General features: G+C 45.4%; 14 protein-coding genes. 12 read left to right on the top strand and 2 right to left on the bottom strand.

Annotated features, from left to right (window positions below; translation table 11 throughout):
* Positions 1-576 (top strand): D-sedoheptulose-7-phosphate isomerase, encoded by a 576-nt coding sequence (locus NIASO_RS08325; RefSeq protein WP_008584433.1) that lies wholly within the window; start codon positions 1-3, stop codon positions 574-576.
* A 45-nt stretch (positions 577-621) separates the two neighbouring features.
* Positions 622-1914, top strand: a complete 1293-nt coding sequence (locus tag NIASO_RS19655) for an HAD-IIIA family hydrolase (protein WP_008584431.1) — start codon at positions 622-624, stop codon at positions 1912-1914.
* A 359-nt stretch (positions 1915-2273) separates the two neighbouring features.
* Here NIASO_RS19655 and NIASO_RS08335 read toward each other — a convergent pair whose 3' ends face one another.
* Complete coding sequence (locus NIASO_RS08335; protein WP_008584429.1) at positions 2274-2978, bottom strand: tRNA1(Val) (adenine(37)-N6)-methyltransferase; 705 nt, start codon at positions 2976-2978, stop codon at positions 2274-2276.
* A gap of 103 nt (positions 2979-3081) precedes the next feature.
* Between NIASO_RS08335 and NIASO_RS08340 the strand changes: the two genes are divergently transcribed.
* The 3 genes from NIASO_RS08340 (at position 3082) to NIASO_RS08350 (ending at position 5791) form a co-directional block, all read left to right on the top strand.
* Positions 3082-3609, top strand: coding sequence for a DinB family protein (locus NIASO_RS08340; RefSeq protein ID WP_025298808.1), 528 nt, complete (start codon positions 3082-3084; stop codon positions 3607-3609).
* A gap of 637 nt (positions 3610-4246) precedes the next feature.
* Positions 4247-5110 (top strand): bifunctional helix-turn-helix domain-containing protein/methylated-DNA--[protein]-cysteine S-methyltransferase, encoded by an 864-nt coding sequence (locus tag NIASO_RS08345; protein ID WP_008584425.1) that lies wholly within the window; start codon positions 4247-4249, stop codon positions 5108-5110.
* A gap of 66 nt (positions 5111-5176) precedes the next feature.
* Positions 5177-5791, top strand: coding sequence for an alpha-ketoglutarate-dependent dioxygenase AlkB family protein (locus tag NIASO_RS08350; RefSeq protein ID WP_008584423.1), 615 nt, complete (start codon positions 5177-5179; stop codon positions 5789-5791).
* A gap of 238 nt (positions 5792-6029) precedes the next feature.
* On the opposite strand, the gene NIASO_RS08355 is transcribed toward NIASO_RS08350, so the two are convergent.
* Positions 6030-8084, bottom strand: coding sequence for a M13 family metallopeptidase (locus NIASO_RS08355; protein WP_008584422.1), 2055 nt, complete (start codon positions 8082-8084; stop codon positions 6030-6032).
* Positions 8085-8224: 140 nt separating this feature from the next.
* Here NIASO_RS08355 and NIASO_RS08360 point away from each other — a divergent pair, with 140 nt between their 5' ends.
* From NIASO_RS08360 to NIASO_RS20625, 7 genes are all read left to right on the top strand, one after another.
* Entirely contained in the window at positions 8225-8776 is a 552-nt protein-coding gene (locus NIASO_RS08360; RefSeq protein WP_008584420.1) for a ferritin, read from the top strand.
* A gap of 255 nt (positions 8777-9031) precedes the next feature.
* A complete protein-coding gene (locus tag NIASO_RS08365) occupies positions 9032-10873 on the top strand; it encodes a type VI secretion system Vgr family protein (RefSeq protein WP_008584419.1) in 1842 nt (613 codons plus the stop codon).
* Between the two features lie 7 nt (positions 10874-10880).
* A complete protein-coding gene (locus tag NIASO_RS08370; RefSeq protein WP_025298809.1) occupies positions 10881-12260 on the top strand; it encodes a hypothetical protein in 1380 nt (459 codons plus the stop codon).
* Between the two features lie 15 nt (positions 12261-12275).
* Positions 12276-16616 (top strand): DUF6531 domain-containing protein, encoded by a 4341-nt coding sequence (locus NIASO_RS08375; protein ID WP_008584416.1) that lies wholly within the window; start codon positions 12276-12278, stop codon positions 16614-16616.
* 10 nt (positions 16617-16626) lie between these two features.
* Complete coding sequence (locus tag NIASO_RS08380; RefSeq protein ID WP_008584414.1) at positions 16627-17757, top strand: hypothetical protein; 1131 nt, start codon at positions 16627-16629, stop codon at positions 17755-17757.
* Positions 17758-18018: 261 nt separating this feature from the next.
* The gene (locus NIASO_RS08385; RefSeq protein ID WP_008584412.1) at positions 18019-18528 is read left to right on the top strand and encodes an immunity 26/phosphotriesterase HocA family protein; all 510 of its coding nucleotides are present in this window, start codon (positions 18019-18021) and stop codon (positions 18526-18528) included.
* A gap of 48 nt (positions 18529-18576) precedes the next feature.
* Positions 18577-18912, top strand: coding sequence for an RHS repeat-associated core domain-containing protein (locus NIASO_RS20625; RefSeq protein ID WP_008584410.1), 336 nt, complete (start codon positions 18577-18579; stop codon positions 18910-18912).
* Positions 18913-18977 lie beyond the last annotated feature (65 nt).

An 18977-nucleotide genomic window follows, 5' to 3' on the forward strand; every position in this document is an offset into this window, starting at 1 on the left:
ATGACGGATCAGATAAAATCTTTAGTACAAGCATCCATTGACGTAAAAAAACAAGTATTCAATAATGACGCCTTGCTGCAAACGGTTGAACAGGTAGTAGCTGTTATTGTTGACGCTTTCAGAAACGGCAACAGCGTTTACTTCTGTGGCAACGGCGGCAGCGCTGCTGATGCGCAACACCTGGCAGCAGAATTCAGCGGCCGGTTTTATAAAGACCGTAAAGCCCTGCCCGCAGAAGCATTGCATTGCAACACTTCTTACCTCACGGCAGTAGCAAATGATTACAGTTTTGACGTTATTTATTCCCGCATCATCGAGGGCATTGGTAAAAAGGGGGATGTATTGATGGGACTGAGCACTTCCGGCAATTCCGCCAATATTGTAAAAGCCTTTGAAATGGCTCAGTCCAAAGGCCTGGTTACCGTTGGTTTTACCGGAGCAACGGGCGGCATTTTAAAAACAACCAGCGACTATCTGGTCAATATTCCCTCAGGGGATACGCCCCGCATACAGGAATGTCATATGTTGCTGGGCCATAGCATCTGCCAGTTGGTAGAAGAACAATATTTCGGTTAATTAAGCTTGACGTCAAACGTCAAACGATAAACGTCAAACGCGCTCATGCTTCAAAAACGTCTGGAAGGGAATTGGGAAAATGCACAGGAAGTGATCGTATTGGCAGGTGGGTTGGGTACGCGCCTGCGTGAGGCAGTTCCCGATCTGCCCAAATGTATGGCTCCTGTGGCAGGAAAGCCCTTTTTATATTACGTGATCAACCACCTGCGGAAGAACGGCATACAGCGTTTTGTTTTCAGTCTGGGCTACAAACACGAGTATATCGAATCCTGGCTTGAAAAAGAATTTGCTGCCTTGCAATACGAATGTTGTATCGAAGAAGAACCGCTGGGCACCGGGGGGGCGATCCGGCTGGCACTTGAAAAAGCAACCGGTTCAACCATTTTTGTGGTAAACGGCGATAGCTTTTTCTCATTCGACGTACCGCAACTCCTGTCGGTGCATAACCAACTCGATGCTGCTTGCACGCTTGCTTTAAAGCCGATGGAGCAATTCGACCGGTATGGAGTGGTCACTATTAATGAGGCGCACCAGGTGGAAAGCTTCAGGGAAAAACAGTTTTATGAAACCGGGCTCATCAATGCAGGTGTTTACCTGATCAATAAAACAAAGTTTTATCAGAAACAATTTCCGTTGAAATTTTCATTTGAAAAAGATTTCCTGGAGCGGTACGTTGGGGAAGGTACATTTGCAGGCATTCCCATGAATGGCTATTTTATTGATATCGGCATCCCCGAAGATTATGCACGGGCTCAAACTGATTTTTCCTCATCCCCATTTGATCTTGCCGGCCTGAATAAAGAATGGACGCTTTTCCTTGACCGGGACGGTGTGATCAATGAAGAACGCCCCGGCAACTATGTGCTGCATACCGGTGAATTTGAATTTTATGATGGGGTACCTGAAGCCATCAATAAATTTGCACGCTATTTCAAACATGTAATTATTGTAACCAACCAGCGCGGCATCGGCCGGGGGCTGATGGATGAAAAAGCGCTCCACAGCATTCATGACCTTTTAAGCAGTACGGTTAAAAATGCCGGCGGCCATATCCCGGCGATCTATTACGCTACTGCTGTTGATGCAAAAGATTTTTTCCGCAAGCCCAATCCGGGCATGGCTTTGCAGGCCATAAAAGATTTCCCGGATATTGATCTCCGCCGGTCCATTATGGTGGGTAATAATCTGTCGGATATGCGGTTTGGTAAAAACGCCGGCATGCGCACTATTTATCTTACTACTACCAATCAGCCGGAAACATTACCGCATACACTTATCGATTTGCAGTTGCCCGGCCTGAAAGCGTTGGCGGACAAGCTTCCGGAAGTTCGCCAATAAATCTAAAAGTTGCCACTAATTCACGAATGAATCATCTGGTGCTTTTTTAAAATAAAACACGAATGCAAATGTGCCGTTGGCGCACATTCGTGTATTCTGTACAACATAACCGTTCAAACTAATTTTATTGGCCCGCAGATTACGCATCCCGATAAATCGGGAGCCATCGGCGCGGCGCGGATTACACTTCATTTTTCTGCGAAAGTCTGCTTCCGATAAATCGGAATGCGGGAGATCTTTGGTCGCTGATCTGTGGGAATCATTTTCGTTGTATCCTTAAATCATGCTGCAACGCAGAACGACGGAACGGTGTCCGCCTCTGGAGGATTTGTAGCATTGAGCAATAGCCTTATATTAATTTAAAGATGCAGATAATACGGTCGCAGCAATTCAATGAATGCACCGGAATAGTTACCCCTTTCGCGAATGATAATTTCTTGTTTTTGTACTTCTTTTTTCGAGGCCCCCGCTTCTATCATAATGCGAAACGGGTGATGCTTTTCCGTTTGTTTTACATAACAAAGCGAATGGATGCAGTAGCCCGTTTGCGCTATTTCCTGCAACAATGCTGCTGCGCGCTTTGCGGGAAATAAAAGATAAAAACTACCCGCCAGGCTGAGTTGTTTTTTTATAAGGCCGAGCAAATCGGGCAATAACAGCCCTTCATCATGATGTGCAATATTTTTGCCACTGACGTTCCCCTTCAGGTCCGATTCATAAAAGGGAGGGTTGCTTACAATAACATTATACATCAGGTTAAAAGGATGCACGCGCACATCAGCATTGATCAGCCGGATCTGATGTTCCCATTTGCTACCCTTCACATTTTCGACCGCCTGACGATAGTCGGGCTCCTGTATTTCAATAGCGTCAATTGCGTCACACCCAGCCTGCGCCAGCATCAGGCTTAGCAAACCCGTACCCGCGCCAATATCCAGCACCGTTCCCTTTTTCATCCGCGCAGCCACCCAGGCGCCAAAAAGACAGGCATCGGTTGTCACCTTCATGGCACAATGCTCCTGGTGAACTACAAACTCTTTAAACCGGAAATAGGAATTAGACATAGACAAGAATCACAAATGTAAAATAAGAAATAATAAATAAGGAATCTAAAAGTGTCACTTAAACTATATTTGCGTTAGTATTGAAGCTTTCAATCCAAACAAAATGAATAAATCAGCAATCAATCCCATGCCGGCTTATTTTGACCGGTATATCAACCAGGTACCGGATGACCTGGACATTGTTCCCGCTATTCAGAAAAGCATACTGGACGTATACCAACTGGATAAAGACAAAATCAATGCGCTGGGCGACAGGGTTTATGAACCTGGGAAATGGACGATTAAAGAAATATTGCTGCACATTGCCGATTGCGAGCGCGTGTTTCTTTACCGGGCCCTTCGGTTTGCAAGAAAAGATGCCACCGTACTGCCGGGCTTTGACGAAAACCTCTTTACAGAAAACTCCGGCGCCAACGACCGGTCCCTGGAATCACTGCTGGAAGAGCTTGTTGCTGTGCGGCAGGGCACGCTGGCTTTTTACAAGAATCTCACAGACGGTCAATTATTATCAACAGGACATACGTTCAATACAGAACTATCCGTATTATCTGTTGGCTTTACAATAGTTGGACATCAGATCCATCACTTCAGGATTATTGAAGAACGTTATTTCCCTTTGCTGAGCGCATAATGATCTATGCTTCTTTCCGGCCCGGCTTCGATTGATGAACCGGCACATCAAAGATTTAAGACTATCACCGTTATGGGGCTGGATAACAGGTACCGCCGCTTTCATCCCCGGATCGACATCCTATGGGTAAAACGCTGTTGATCTCCCCGCATAGCTTTCAACCTTTCGGGATACCTGTGACGCAATTTATTTACTACAGCAGGGCAGCTCACTAAAAAAAGTATTGAAACAGGATTTTAAACTGCTGGAGCAGGAAAAGAAACAGGTATCGATCGGCAATAAAATAGAACAATTGGGATTTAAGTAGGATTTCTCTTTTTTGCCCGGCCCATTCTCTAACCCATGTTAATTTTTTCAATCGTTTTTTTTTGCAATCTTCGCATCATAATTTATAGCCTATCAAAAACAACCCGGGAGTGTTTCTACAAACACTCTTTTTGTTTTTATCAATTCCGGCGCACCCCAATCTCCATTAACCGGCTCTTAGTATTTATTTTTATAGATTCGTTTTTGTTGACAGGTTTACAGGGGCTTTCCCTTATCAACTTGTAAACTTTTAAACTTGTCAGCCTTTAGCAAGATTCGTATTGTATCCGCCACAAATTGTCTCCATCTTTGTGTTATAAAACGTAAGACAATGAACACACAGGCACAGATCAATTTTAATAAAATAGCTGCAGCAATCGAATACATTCACCGGAATTTTAAAGAACAGCCCGGTTTGGAGGAAATAGCAAAGGCCGTGCATACCAGTTCCTTTCATTTTCAACGCCTCTTTTCTGAGTGGGCCGGCACCAGTCCTAAAAAATTTTTACAATACATAAGCGTGGAACACGCAAAGGGGCTGCTTAAAAACAATAACGCGTCTGTTGCAGATGCAGCTTATGATACAGGACTTTCGGGCACCAGCCGCCTTCATGATCTTTTTACCACTATAGAAGGGATGACACCCGCCGAATACAAGAACGGGGGGAAAAACCTGCATATCAATTTCAGTTTTGCAGAAAGCCCTTTTGGCAACCTGATCGTAGCGGCTACAACAAAAGGCATTTGTTATATGGCTTTCTATGACGAGGAGAAAAAGGCGTTCGAAAACCTCCGGCAAAAATTTCCGGAAGCGCAGTTTCAGCAAAAACTGGATCTGCTGCAACAGAATGCTTTGTTCCTTTTTCAAAACCAATGGAAAGAACCTAAGGAAATAAAATTACATCTGAAGGGAACCGACTTCCAGCTAAAAGTATGGGAAGCCCTGTTAAAGATCCCCATGGGCCGGGTAACTTCCTACGGATCATTAGCGGCACAAATCGGGCAGCCCACGGCTTCGCGTGCAGTAGGAACAGCCATCGGCAGTAACCCCGTTGCGTATCTGATCCCGTGCCACCGGGTAATACAGGCCACCGGTGAAACCGGCGGTTATATGTGGGGACCTTCCCGCAAAAGGGCCATATTCGGCTGGGAACAGTCAAGGGCAGAAATGATGAGTAATAAATTAAAAATGTAAAATATAAAACTCTTTAATGCCTCATTTTTCATTTATTATTTAATATTCTACATTTTACATTACCTCATGCTTAATCTTTTACCTTACGACGGCACCGTAAATTATTACGGTAAACTGCTTGATCCCAGGGAGGCAGACCACTATTTTCAAAGGCTGTTGACAACTATCGATTGGCGCAACGACGAAGCGGTCATCTTTGGCAAACGGATCATTACCAAAAGAAAAGCGGCCTGGTATGGAGATATCCCCTTTGAATATACTTACTCCAATGCAACTAAAACCGCCCTACCCTGGACCCGTGAATTACTGGCATTAAAAAAAATATGCGAAGCACAAACGGGTGAAACATTCAACTCCTGCCTGCTCAATCTTTACCACGACGGAAATGAAGGGATGGCCTGGCATTGCGACGAAGAGCGGGAACTAAAAAAGAACGGCGCTATCGCCTCTTTAAGCTTCGGAGCGGAACGCCGGTTTTTATTTAAACATAAAACATCAGAGGAAAAAATTGAATGCCTGTTAGAAAACGGAAGCTTGCTGGTAATGAAGGGAACCACGCAAACCCACTGGCTGCACCGGCTGCCGCCATCCAAAAAAATTCATACCGCAAGAATTAATCTTACTTTTCGTACGATTAATAATTCAAATCAAGCATTGAATCCAACACCATTGAGGCATTAAGAAACATTATAATAAACCGTTATCAAAATTATTTTTCTTCTCGGTCAGTGATGACACTGACCGAGGCGCTGGCCATGGTTTGTGTCATCACAAACCACTTGAGATGCGACATTTTAATAAAAGTGCTGCCCGCTCATTATTAAGCTTATTCCTCAATGAACCTTAACTCTTAATGGTCGAAAACAAAAAAGGTTGCCCGGGTTTACTGCGGCAACCTTTTTAATAAATCACCTAGAAATTACCAGATCTTAGCCCTTTCATTTTCAGGCTTATACATTTTATCACCCGGCTGCACATTAAAAGCTTTGTACCAGGGTTCAAAGTTGGTTAACGGTCCGTTAGCTCTCCATTCATCCGGGGAGTGCGGGTCTATTTTTATCAGTTGCTTGGCGCGTTCCGGCGTGCGCTTGCCCCGCCATACCTGTGCCCAGCTCATGAAAAACCGCTGATCAGGCGTAAATCCATCAATTAATTCATGGCTTTGACCTTCTTTTGTTTTCTTAAAGGCATCATAGGCAATGGTCAAACCACCCAGGTCTGCTATATTCTCACCCAGCGTCAGCGATCCGTTCACATGAACAGAATCCAGGATGGTGTATTTATTAAACTGATCTTCTACCATTTTAGTTTTTGCTTTAAATTTTTTCTCATCTTCCGGGGTCCACCAGTTTTTCAAATTGCCGTCGGCTGCGTACTGCGAACCCTGATCATCGAAACCATGGGTCATTTCATGACCAATCACCGCGCCAATGCCGCCATAGTTCACCGCATCATCCGCCCCAAAGGCGAAGAAAGGGAACTGCAGGATCGCGGCGGGGAAAACGATCTCGTTAAAAGCAGGGTTATAATAGGCGTTTACCGTATTGGGGGTCATTCCCCATTCGGTACGGTCCACCGGTTTCCCTAATTTATTCAGATCATATTTGTAATTGAACGCCCCCGCATTCAATACATTTTGTGCATAATTATCGGATGTCAGCGTCAGGCCCGTATAATCTTTCCATTTATCAGGATAGGCTATTTTCTTCATAAAGGCACTGAGTTTCGCCTGTGCTTTTTCCTTGGTAGCCGCACTCATCCAATCCAGGTTTTTGATCCGGTTGCTAAAGGCATCCTGCAGGTTTTGCACCAGCTCTACCATCTTGGCCTTGGCTTCCGGTTTAAAGTATTTATCCACGTAAAGCTTACCCAGTTGTTGGCCGATCGCGCCATTAATAACCTGCATTACCCGCTCCCAACGGGGTTTTTGAATTTTCTGACCGGTTAAGGTTTTACTGTAAAATTCAAACCGGGCTTCTTCAAAATCTTTCCCCAGGTATGGCGCCATATCTGATAACGTATTATACGTAAGGTATTCTTTCCACACCTCAACAGGAACGGAAGTCAGCAGTCCTGATACTGCTTTATAATATTGCGGAACGGATACCAGCATACTGTCCTGCCCTGTTATGCCCATTTTGGCAAACACCTCCTTCCAGTTAATATTGGGAGTTTGTTTGGAGAAAGCTTCCAGGCTGAACTTATTGTACATCTTTTGCGGATCGCGCATTTCTTTAGGGTACAGTGAGGCTGCCGCCATCTTATTTTCCAGATCGAAAATGGCAAGTGCGTTTTTATGCGCATTGGCGGTATCTTCCCCACCCAATGTTAAAATTTTGGCAACGTAGGCTTTGTAAGCTTCCCTGTTTTTTTCAGCAGAAGAATCTTTATCGGTATAATAATCTTTTGAAGGAAGCCCCAGCCCGCCCTGTGAAAACTGAACAATATTCTGGGTTACATGCCGGTCATCAGGGCCTACATAGTTGGGCAGGATCGTTTGCAGCCCTTTTTTGCCGTTCTCGATAACTACGTCCAGCAATTGCTGGGGAGTGGTGATCGCTTTTATGGCGTCCAGTTCACTTTTGATAGCGTTGGTACCCGCCTTATCAATAGCCACAGTATCCATTCCGCTTTTATAAAAAGAAGCCACATTATACTGCGGGGTACCCGTTGCCGCATTTTCCCTGGCTACATCTTCCAGGAGCGTATGAACGGATTTATTGGTATTGTCGGCCAGTTCATAAAAACTGCCCCAGCCGGTTTTATCTCCCGGGATCGGCGTCTTTTTCAGCCAGGCCCCGTTCGCATAGAGAAAAAAATTATCTCCGGGCTTAACGGTAGTGTCCATATTGGCCCGGTCCAGGTAAGCGGTGCTGTCTTTCGGCGTTTCCCCGGGATGGTTCGTGGCCACACCGCAACCGGCTACTGCCGCGGTTGCTACAGCAGCTATACATAGCATGTTTTTGTTAATCATGTAATTAAATTTAAGGATCAAATATAATTTGCGCACGCCGTATTTATTACAAAATTCTATAAATGGTAACTATATAAAACAAGTAGGCCTTGCTCAAACGGCACAGATATTGCATCTTTTAAATACCTAAAAAATAAACTATGAACACAAACCGTCTTTCAAAAGCGCTGTTTTCCGCGCTAAATACGCAAATGACCCGGGAGGGCAATGCCGCCCAAATATATCTGGCGCTGGGTGTGTGGGCCGATGATCAGGGATACGGCGGCATCGCCAATTTCCTCTATCGCCACTCTAACGAAGAGCGCAATCATATGATCAAGTTTATGGAGTACATCCAGGAACGTGGCGCCAAACCAAAGATTGAGGCCCTGGCGGCCCCGCCTGCCGACCCAAAATCGTTGACGGATTGTTTTGACAGGGTATATAAACATGAAATTGACAATACCAACGGCATTTACGCTATTGCAGAACTTTCTATGAAGGAAAAGGACTGGGCTACCTGGAATTTTATGCAATGGTTTGTGCGGGAACAAAGAGAGGAAGAAAAACTGGCTACCGATTTAATTGATCAGTTAAAAATTGCCGGCGGCGACAGGGCCACGGATGAATCCCTATTTGAACTGGACAAATCGCTTCGTAAGGCACCCGATGATGCGAAACTGGCTACAGAAGCTACCGCAGCACGCCCCTGACTTTCCCATAAATGGTTAAAGCTATTGATTGATGGTTGAACATTAATTAATCCAAATTAACATTTGATGAAACTGTGGATTAAAATCTTCAGTTAATTCAGTATGGTATAAACTTTGCGACAAATGAAATGATTTCTATTATTTCCAAAAAATTGCTCTTTTTTGAAATAATAAGACAATAACCGGATGATTTTCAGAACAGCCTCTATAATTCAATAACAGTTAGACACTTTCCATAATCGACAAACACTTTTTATGGCACAACTCACGCAACCTGTATTTAGTATCAATGGCAAATCTTTAGCCCAATTTACCTCCTTCTCCTTACATCAAAGCATTTTCGATCATCATCAGTTCACCCTTGTTTGCCCCGCACAATCAGTGGATGGCAACAGCGGTATTTTCACTTCCTCAAAAGAGATGATCGGAGCAACTTTTGGCGCGCGGATCTCCGGTGTGGGCGCCGGGGGAACCGTTTTATTTAATGGGGTAGTCACCGGCGTTGAAACGGCCCGTTTTACCGGGCATCACGGAGATGTAATTATTACCGGTTACAGTCCTACTATTGTTTTGGACAGCGGGCCGCACTGCAAAAGCTGGGAAAAAAAAGCCGTGAAGAATATTGCGCAGGATGTGCTGAAATTCTTTCCCCAGAACCTGCTGGAGCCCAAAGTGCAGCCCCAATACGGCGAAACACTGGCTTACACCGTTCAGTATAAAGAAACGGCCTGGCAATTTTTACAGCGACTGACCTCCACTTACGGCGAGTGGTTGTTTTGGGACGGCAGGAACCTTATTGTGGGGCAGCCCGGCAATGGGAAAAGCACCCCGCTTGCGTATGGCAGCAATCTCAGCAAGTTCAATATTTCCTTGCAGGCGCGGCCTACGCAAATGCAGATGATGGCCTGGGATTATATGAACAGCCAACTGTACACGAGCCAGCCCAGCAACGTGGCCCAAAAAGCCGGCTTAAACCCCTGGGGAGAGCAGGTCTACAAAGCAGGTCAGGCCGTTTATGGAACACAACCCAAGATCTGGAACAACCAGTTCCTGACCAATAAAAAACAGCAGGATGACATTATCAATATGCGCAGCGCGATGGAAAGCAGCCGCATGGTAAATTTCAGTGGGCAAAGCGGGCACCCGGGTGTTGCTGTAGGCAGTAAAATAGAAGTAAAAGGAAATAATGTTTTCAGCAGCCAGAACGAGGGTTATGGCGATTATTTGGTTATAGCTGTCCATCATTTTGTTGATGCACAGGGGCAGTATGAAAATGAATTTTCGGCCGTCCCTGCCAGCATCAAAGTGCCACCGATTGCCCAATACAGAGAACCCAATTGCGAAACACAAAGCGCTATTGTTACGGACAATAACGATTTTAACGGCCTGGGCCGCGTCCGCGTTAAGTTCCATTGGATGAACGGAGCCGAAAAAAGCCCCTGGATCCGCGTTACCACTCCACATGCCGGCGGCGGCAAGGGTATGTTCCTGATACCCGAAGTAGGGGAAGAAGTGATCGTAGGTTTTGAGGGCGATAGCGCTACCAAGCCCTATGTAGTGGGTGCCGTATACCACAGCCAGGCAAAGAACAGTTTTGGGAATGCAGGTAACGATGTAAAAGCCTTGCAAAGCCGGAGCGGTAACAAAATGATCCTGAACGACCAGGACGGCAGTGTGTTGATGCAGGATAAAAACGGTACCAGCATGACGATGGACGGGGCCGGTAAAATGGCGCACCAAAGCAGCCAGGAAATTTCCCTTACCTGCGGGCAAAGTTCTATTGTATTAAAACAGGATGGCACGATACTTATTAATGGAAAAGACATTACTACTACTGCCACGAACAATATCGCCAGCACCGCCACAAATAATATCTCCCATGACGCCATCAATATCGGGCTCACCGCTACCAGCAATTTCAGCGGAACGGCGCAAACGGTTAATATGACCGGGGTGCAGATGATGCAGTTGCTGGCCGCAGCGCTTACAGCACATGGCGCCAGTGAAAGCAATTTTACCGGTGGAAAAGTAAATATGTCATCGGAAGCCGGGGATGTTAACGTTTCCAGCTCCAGCCTTCTTAAATTGAATGCCTAACGCTTTTATGAATATAGTTACGACCTCCATTGCGCAGGAGTTTTACAAACTGAGGGAAGAATGGGCCCGTGTTGACCGGCTGAAAAGCTGGAAGCTGGCCATTTGGGTAGCCCAATATGCCGACATTGAGATCATCAACCATTTCATGGAAACGGAGCGCCTGGCCGTCGGCGTTTTTGAAGACATTTTCTTTCGCTTTGATACGCCTTATACCGAAGACCGGGAATTATATGAGCGGGAATTATGGCTGGAATACCAGGAATGGTTCGCGCCCTGCCCCGACCCCACTTTTGATATCTACAACGCACTAAAGCAGGACGGCATCCTGCCCAAAGATTTTAAGCCGCAGATTCAGCCACTTTCAGGGTTTGAAAATCTTTTGAAAGAAATGCTGCGCTTCCGCTCCAGTTTAAAAGGGCACTCCACTAAAAACTTCCTGCTCTATTTCCCGTCGGCCGGCCCGGAAGCGCCTGGCAGAAAAAACTGGCTGATCGAAAAAATAAAAAAAGGAGTGCCCGAGGGCATTCGTCTGGCTACGATGGATTACGGGCCGGCACGAAAAATTCACATCCCCGATCCAGCCCTGCGTCCTTTTATTGTGGAATTGATCCCACAACTGGACATGCGCGCCGCCATCAATAACGATATGGATAAAGCGGATGGCTCCAGCGATACCGTTGGCATTGAAAACCGGCTGCGCAAGCAAATACGCAGGGTAATGGAAACCACCGCCGGGCATTCCGTTTCAGCAACCGGCCGGGAGGTAAAAAAAATGATCGCGCTGGCAAAAGAGTCAAACAACAACACCGCTTATATAACCTCCCTGCTTATTGCGGCACAGGCCCACTACGCTATAAAAGATACAGAAGTAAGCGAAGCCTATTCTGATGAAGCGATAACCAGGGCCCGCACTGCGATGGATGAAGAGGATCCGGCCGGCTATCCTGTATGGCGTTCCTGTATGATGTTAAAGGGGGGGCTGCTGGCCTCCAAAAGAAAATGGGAAGCCGCCATTGTTATTTATGATGAACTAGCCGAAGAAGCCACCAAACGGGGCGACGCCTTTTTTATAATGGAAGGCCACCGGATCAGCGGGCACCTGTACTTTATACGCGGGCGGCACCAGCAGGCTTTTGAAAAATCATTATTGGCATTGGTGGGCGGCAGTTACCTTGATAAAGCGGCCCTACGGCAATCCACTTTTGTGCACGCCGCATTCCTGGCGGTGCACCTCGGGAAAAAAATGAAAGCGCCCGACGAAATGGAAGTCCTGTATGCCTCTCTGAGCGAATGGCTGGGGGAAGATTGGCCGGAGCTGCTGGAAGGCATGAGCATTGATGATATCCTGGTAAAACCCAAAGGAAGGTTTTCCATTCCCATTGGCTAATCTAAAATAAATAATATGAGCAATGCAGTAAACAGTCTTGAAAAAGGTTTTGGAGAAGTCTCCAACGGCATTCAGCATATCCAGGGAGCCATGGCCAGCATCCTGCCCTCTTTCCCGGGAGTCTCTGCCGGAAAGATCCTGGACCTGGCCATCGGGCTGGATTTTGAGCCAACCATTATGCCCCCCTGCCCCGTATTCCCGGTACCGCATTGCGGATTGGTATTTGATCCCTTTGCCCTTATCATGGGGGCCATTGCATCCGCTATGCCAGCCAACCCTGATTCGCCTTTAGGAAAGGTAGCCGCCGCGATTGTTAATTTTTTGAAACCGTCCGTACAGGCAAATAGTTTCTGGATCTGCAATGCCGGCACTTCTGTTTATCATCTTCCCGCATTTTTAATTCACCTGATTCCATTAGCCAAACCCTTCTCCTCCTCAGAATTATGGATGGGGAGCAGTACCGTGCTGGCCAACGGGGGACCTTTTTCCACCCAGTTTCACCCTACCCTGTCCTGTAACCTGGTGGGCTTCCCCTCGCTGCCGCGGAAAAATAAAACACCCCGGCTGAAATACCCGTTAATGCTGCCCACCTCCATTCTGATCTGTATCTTTTCCGGGAATGGCAAAATATTAGCCGGCGGCCCGCCTACCATCGATCTGTTTGCCCTGGCTCTGAAGATGGGATTAAAAGGTGTGGGCAAACTCAGCCAAAAAGGCATTGATAAGATCCCCACAAAATATTCCAAACTGGCAGATAAATTACAGGCCGTTCAATGTAAAGTTTTTGGAGAGCCGGTAGATACCGTTACAGGGAGTGTGGTTGCAACCAACACCGATTTTGAACTACCCGGCCCCCTGCCCTTTCAATGGACCCGGCACTACTACAGCGATGCCGAAGTAGAAGGCCCGCTGGGTTGTAACTGGCATCATAGTTATAACATGGGGCTTTATGATATGAACAACGGCTATGTGACGTTGCGGATGGCCGATGGACGCGAAACGGCATTCCCTAAAGTGCATATGGGTGAAGTATTTTACAACCGCGAGGAGCAACTCTTTTTTGAGCAGGATGAAAAAGGGTTTTTTGTTACAGACGCCGCAAAGCGGGTCTTTCGTTTTGAAGGGCACAGGAATAAAGAAGGTTATGAAATGCTTTCTTCTATTACCAATACTTCGGGCTTTCAAATCCGGTTCCATTATAACCTGAAGGGGCAATTGCAACAGATCATCGACAGCCGCGGTCGGGTATTGCAGGTATCAACTGATCAGTTAGGGCGCATTATAAGGATCTTTACCTCGCTGGAAGACCGGGAGGTCACCTTCATCCAATACGATTATGATGCCGCGGGCAATATGGTAAAGACATTGGATGTTATGGGTGCGGAAAAACAGTTCCGCTACCAGGGGCATTTACTGGTACAACTGACCAACCAAAGCGGGATGAATTTTTACTGGGAGTATGAGGGCAAAGGCGATGATGCCCGCTGCATCCATACCTGGGGGGATGAAGGCATACTGGAATATTGGGCAGAATACAAAGAAGGGGTAACCGTAACAAGAAATAGTTTGGGCTACACCGCCGAATATCATTACGACGGCCGCCGCCTTATTTATAAAATAGTTGATGAGAACGGCGGCATTACCCGGCAGATCTGGAATAAATTTAAAGAACTGGAATTAAGCATAAATCCGGAAGGCGGCGTTGCCAAATATGATTATAACGCTTATGGGAAACTAACAGCCATTACCAATGAAAACCGGCAAAACAATAATTACCAGTACGACGACCAGCAGAACCTGAAATATGCAAGCAGTTTTGGCAATGATTCCGAACTTTATTTTTACGACCGGCAAAACCGGCTGACCAGCCGCAGAAAAACAGATGGCCGTGCGGTTCATTATGTTTACGAAGGAGCGTTGTTGAAACAGATAAAAGATCATCGCGGGCGCACCGTAGCGCTTACTTATAACGAACAGAACGACATCATTAAAACGGCTTATTTCAACGGGCTGGAAGAACATTGGAGTTATGATGCGCTGGGCTATGTAGCCCGCTATACCGATGTGCGGGGAAATACTATCGAATACAGGAATGACGATGCCGGCAATATCATTTACCTGAAAGAAGCTGACGGCAACGAGCATCATTTTAACTATGACACCAGCTACAACCTGCTGACTGCAAAGGACCGCCGGCATCGCGTGCAATTCGAATATGGTCCGCTGGGCATCTTAAGAAAACGAACGCAAAACAACCACAGCGTACAATTCAATTACGATACGGAACTGCAATTAAAAAGCATTGCTAACGAAGGCGGTGAATTATACAAATTTGGGTTAGACGGAACGGGCAACGTGGTGAACGAATGGGGCTTTGACGGACTGCACCGCCGTTATATGCGGGATGGCAATGGCCGGGTAACCAAAGTGCTGCGCCCCGGTGAACGGTGGACCCAGTACAGTTATGACGGTGTGGGCAATATTGTACAGGAAGCGCACAGCGATGGCACCATGGCTGCCTATAAATACAATGCAGACAGTTTGCTGGTTGAGGCTTTTAACAACGACAGTCATATTGAACTAACCAGAACCCGCGACGGGCGTATCATAAAAGAAACGCAGGGCGCTTATACGGTTACCCGGAAATATGATATTGATGGCAACTGTTTGCAGATAGAAAGTAATCTGGGGGCGGACATTCATCTGGAATACGACAAGAATGATCTTGTAAAAAAGATGGAGGCAACATCAAACGTTAAACGTCAAACCTCAAACGACAAATGGAATGCCGTTTTTCAACGCGATAATACCGGTCTGGAACTGCACCGGGAACTAACCGGCAATGTATCCGTAAAAACAGAGCTTGATCGCTTAGGCCGTGTAACCCGCCGCAGTATTGGCGCGCAGAACGCAGAGCAGAGCCGTACCCGGTACGATTGGGGCATGGGCCACAAGCTCAATCGTATGGTAAATGAACTCAGCAAGACCAGTACTTTATTTGACTACGATGCGTTTGACAACCTGATCAGCGCCACTTATGAAAGCAAAAGCGGTACTGCCGAAACCCTTTACCGGGTGCCGGACAAGATAGGCAACCTGTTTAAGACCCGCGACCGCAGCGACCGCAACTACAGCAAGGGCGGCCGTTTACAGGAAGATGATAAATACTGTTATCATTACGACGGCGAAGGCAATATCATTTTTAAGGAGTTTAAAAGAAATGAAAATGCCGCTGCAATCGTGCATACGGCCGCCGCCAAAGAATGGGGCATTGAGTTTAAACGCAGCGGTACCGGCTGGATCTATGAATGGTCCGGCAACGGCATGCTCAAAAAAGTGATCAATCCCGGCGGCCGGGAAATTGAATTTTATTACGACCCCCTGGGCCGGAGGATCGCAAAAATTGTAAGGGAACGCATCTCCTCCCCCTCTCCAGGAGGGGGCCGGGGGGAGGCCGTTACCCGATGGGTATGGGATGGGAATGTTCCATTGCATGAGTGGAAATATGAAGGCGCCTATCCACCCAAAAAATCAGTTGATGAAGAAGGGATAAAAGAAGAAAAAGAGCCGGTTGAAAATTTGATCACCTGGTTGTATGAATCCGATAGTTTTGTACCTTGCGCCAAGCTCATTGATAGTGAACAATACAGTATTATAACCGATTATCTCGGCACCCCCACACATGCTTATAACAATACAGGCGAAAAAGTATGGGAACGGGAACTGGATATTTATGGGGCTGTTAAAAAAGAAACAGGAATAAAAGGATTGATCCCTCAATTATACCAGGGGCAATATGTAGATGAGGATACGGGATTGGCCTATAACCGGTTCCGGTATTATGATAGTGAGAGCGGGAGATTTTTGAGCCAGGACCCTCTGACGTTATCTGGAGGGATACGCCTATATGGATATGTATTTGACCTAAACATTGCAACCGATCCTTTTGGGCTGCATACTGTAATAGGATCTCTTAATGGAACCCCAGTAAAAACCAATAGTGGAAGCCCCTATTGGAATAATGTCGAAGGTTCTGGATCTAACTCAATGGCGCAAAGCGGATTTGGCCGCCAGGGAGATAGTGAAAATTTACTAATGGAAGAGTTACAAGGAAGACACAATAGAGGAGAAATTGATTTAACCGGCGGGTTCCTTGAAATTGAATCAATTCCCTCAGCTAAAGGATCTTCTCTCCCCCCTTGCCCACATTGCCATGAAGGAATGCAAGCATTTGCAAACGAACATAAAATGACAATAGTTTATACCAGATCAAAAGGAAAGGGGGGGCGTCCTATTGTTGGAGATAGCAAAAGAAGTCCAGTTGGAGACCCGGAAGTTTTCAATGGTCATCACTAAATATTAGAAAATGGATTGGAGTACACAAACACATGCATATGGCGTTGCACAGGATGTGCCAATTTTACTTGATGAGATCAAGATCAGTCAAACAACTGCTTCTGAAAATGCAGCAAGAGAGCTTTTCGAGAAAATTAGTCATCAAGATAAAATTGAGCCCATTTCAATCTACCTAATTGACCCGTTATTAAATATATTAATTCAGCGAAAAGATGATAAATCAAAATGGGTTATTGTCAACGGGCTAATAAATTTGATCCGACTTACTTCAAGTTTCAAACTCAACACATTAGGGTTTTCACCAACAAGAAAACCTGCTAAGGATATATTTAACTTAAAGGAAAGTTCTTTAATAGATGCATATGCCAGGGATTTGTCTGAACTTCAATCAGGAATAATTCAAAAATCTAAAAAATGGGGAAAACAATTGCTACAGCAGTTAGAATGCACTAAGGATCTAAAATACCAGGCACAACTTACACAGTTTTTATGCATAATTGGTGCAGATATTGAATTAACTTTCCCTTCTCTGATTTCAGCGCCAAATTTAGATACCGAATGGTCGATTGCAAATAAAATGGTATCATGTTTATTCTTTAATTCTAATAAAGTAGTTCCCAAACCAATTGACTCAAATTCTTCTTTGCTGAATATTTTAATGCTATTAACTGAAAATAATGCGATCATCCCTGAACAAATAGAATTATTGTTTTCAAGTGCGACAATTCGCCGATTTGAGTTTGGCGTATTTCCATGGTGCGACGGGTCACTCGCTCAACTTGTGGCACAAGCTATCAGCTATAAATATCAAAATCGCTCCTTACCCCTTTTAAAAGGAATGCTTTCGAAGAGTCTTGAAAAATTCCCGCCAAACTCTAATTTATTTCTTACTGAATATGAAAAATATGAATCTGACAATGATGAATATATGGACTGGGGTTGGCTTGCACCAATGTTAATCGCTAATGAAATAATAAAACTCATTTCATCAAATATTCGGGCGCAAATTCATCAACAACATCAGAATATTGAAGGGGTCCTTACGACAGATGAACGACAGGCTCTTGACTATATCAAGGAAAATAAAATAGAAACACCAAATGCCATATATTACGGACTAGGCAGCTTTTTTTCTAACTGAAACCGGGACCATAAATATAGCTCAGGCATTTTGAAAAAATGACCGTTCCGAATGTTGTATTGGTGTTACAAAACCAATATAAAAGAAAAACATGGCAATGGTTTAGGAGGAAAAACGCGGGAGATAAAACCAGAAAGAACCAGTAATCGGAGAAGGCATTTCTGCTACTCTGGTAGCAGGGCATTCAATAAAGAATGCGAAAAGGCAAAGCCAGCACACATAATACACATCACTAAATTTTTTAAAATAAAAAAGTAAGGAATGAAAAGGTTGGTTGAATTGAAAGAGGGTGACATTTTGGCTATTCCTCTTTTTACATCGGATGCGCCGAGTAATACGTCTTTTAAAAAAAATGATTTAGAAAACAAGGGAAAAGAATTTGCATTTTGCCGGGTAGTTTCGGACGAACAAGGGGCGGGATACATTATTGAGATATTTGACCTGATTGGGTCAATCAATGAGCCCTTACCAAACATTATTGCAGCCCATCGCCTTTTTGAGCCAGTAGCAATTTCCGGACTTGGCGTTTATAAAAAGCGCTGGAGGAAAATACACCATCAGGAATCATACGATAAATCTAAAGACTCCGGCTTCGATGATGTAAAATTAGTTTTGGGAACGGAAGACGACTTAAGATTATGGCAAAATGGAAAGGAAACTCCAATAACGATGATCAAAGCACAGCAATTTGAATTCTGGTCTATTTGGCAACCTGCCAAATTAGAAAAACGAATCATTAAGGCTCTTTTTTGGATAGGTTCAAAAATATAATGGGAAGGCGCCAAAAATCTTATCCCCTATTTTTACCCAGGGCAGTATGTGGATGAGGATACCGCGTTAGCTTATAACCGCTTCAGGTATTATGATAATGAGAGCGGGAGTTATATAAACCAGGACCCGATTGGATTGTGGGGTGGGCGCCAGCTTTATAACTATGTATGGAACCCCAATAATTACATTGATGAATGGGGACTTGAAGGCCAGAGATGGCCGGGACAAGTGAATAGAGACGGATCACCCCGGCAAAAACCTGGCCCAAAAACAGATCCAAATGCCGGACAGAATCCGACAATAAGAGAATGGGGCGATGACGTCGAAAAAAACGGAGGGACCGTAATTGCAGGGGAGGTCGCGAGCCCGAAAGGGAGTTTATGACACCCGGAGGTGATAAATCAAGCCGAAGACCCGATATTATTTGGAGAGATGCTGATGGAAAGACT

Origin of the sequence: Niabella soli DSM 19437 (assembly GCF_000243115.2) — a bacterium.
Classification (GTDB): domain Bacteria; phylum Bacteroidota; class Bacteroidia; order Chitinophagales; family Chitinophagaceae; genus Niabella; species Niabella soli.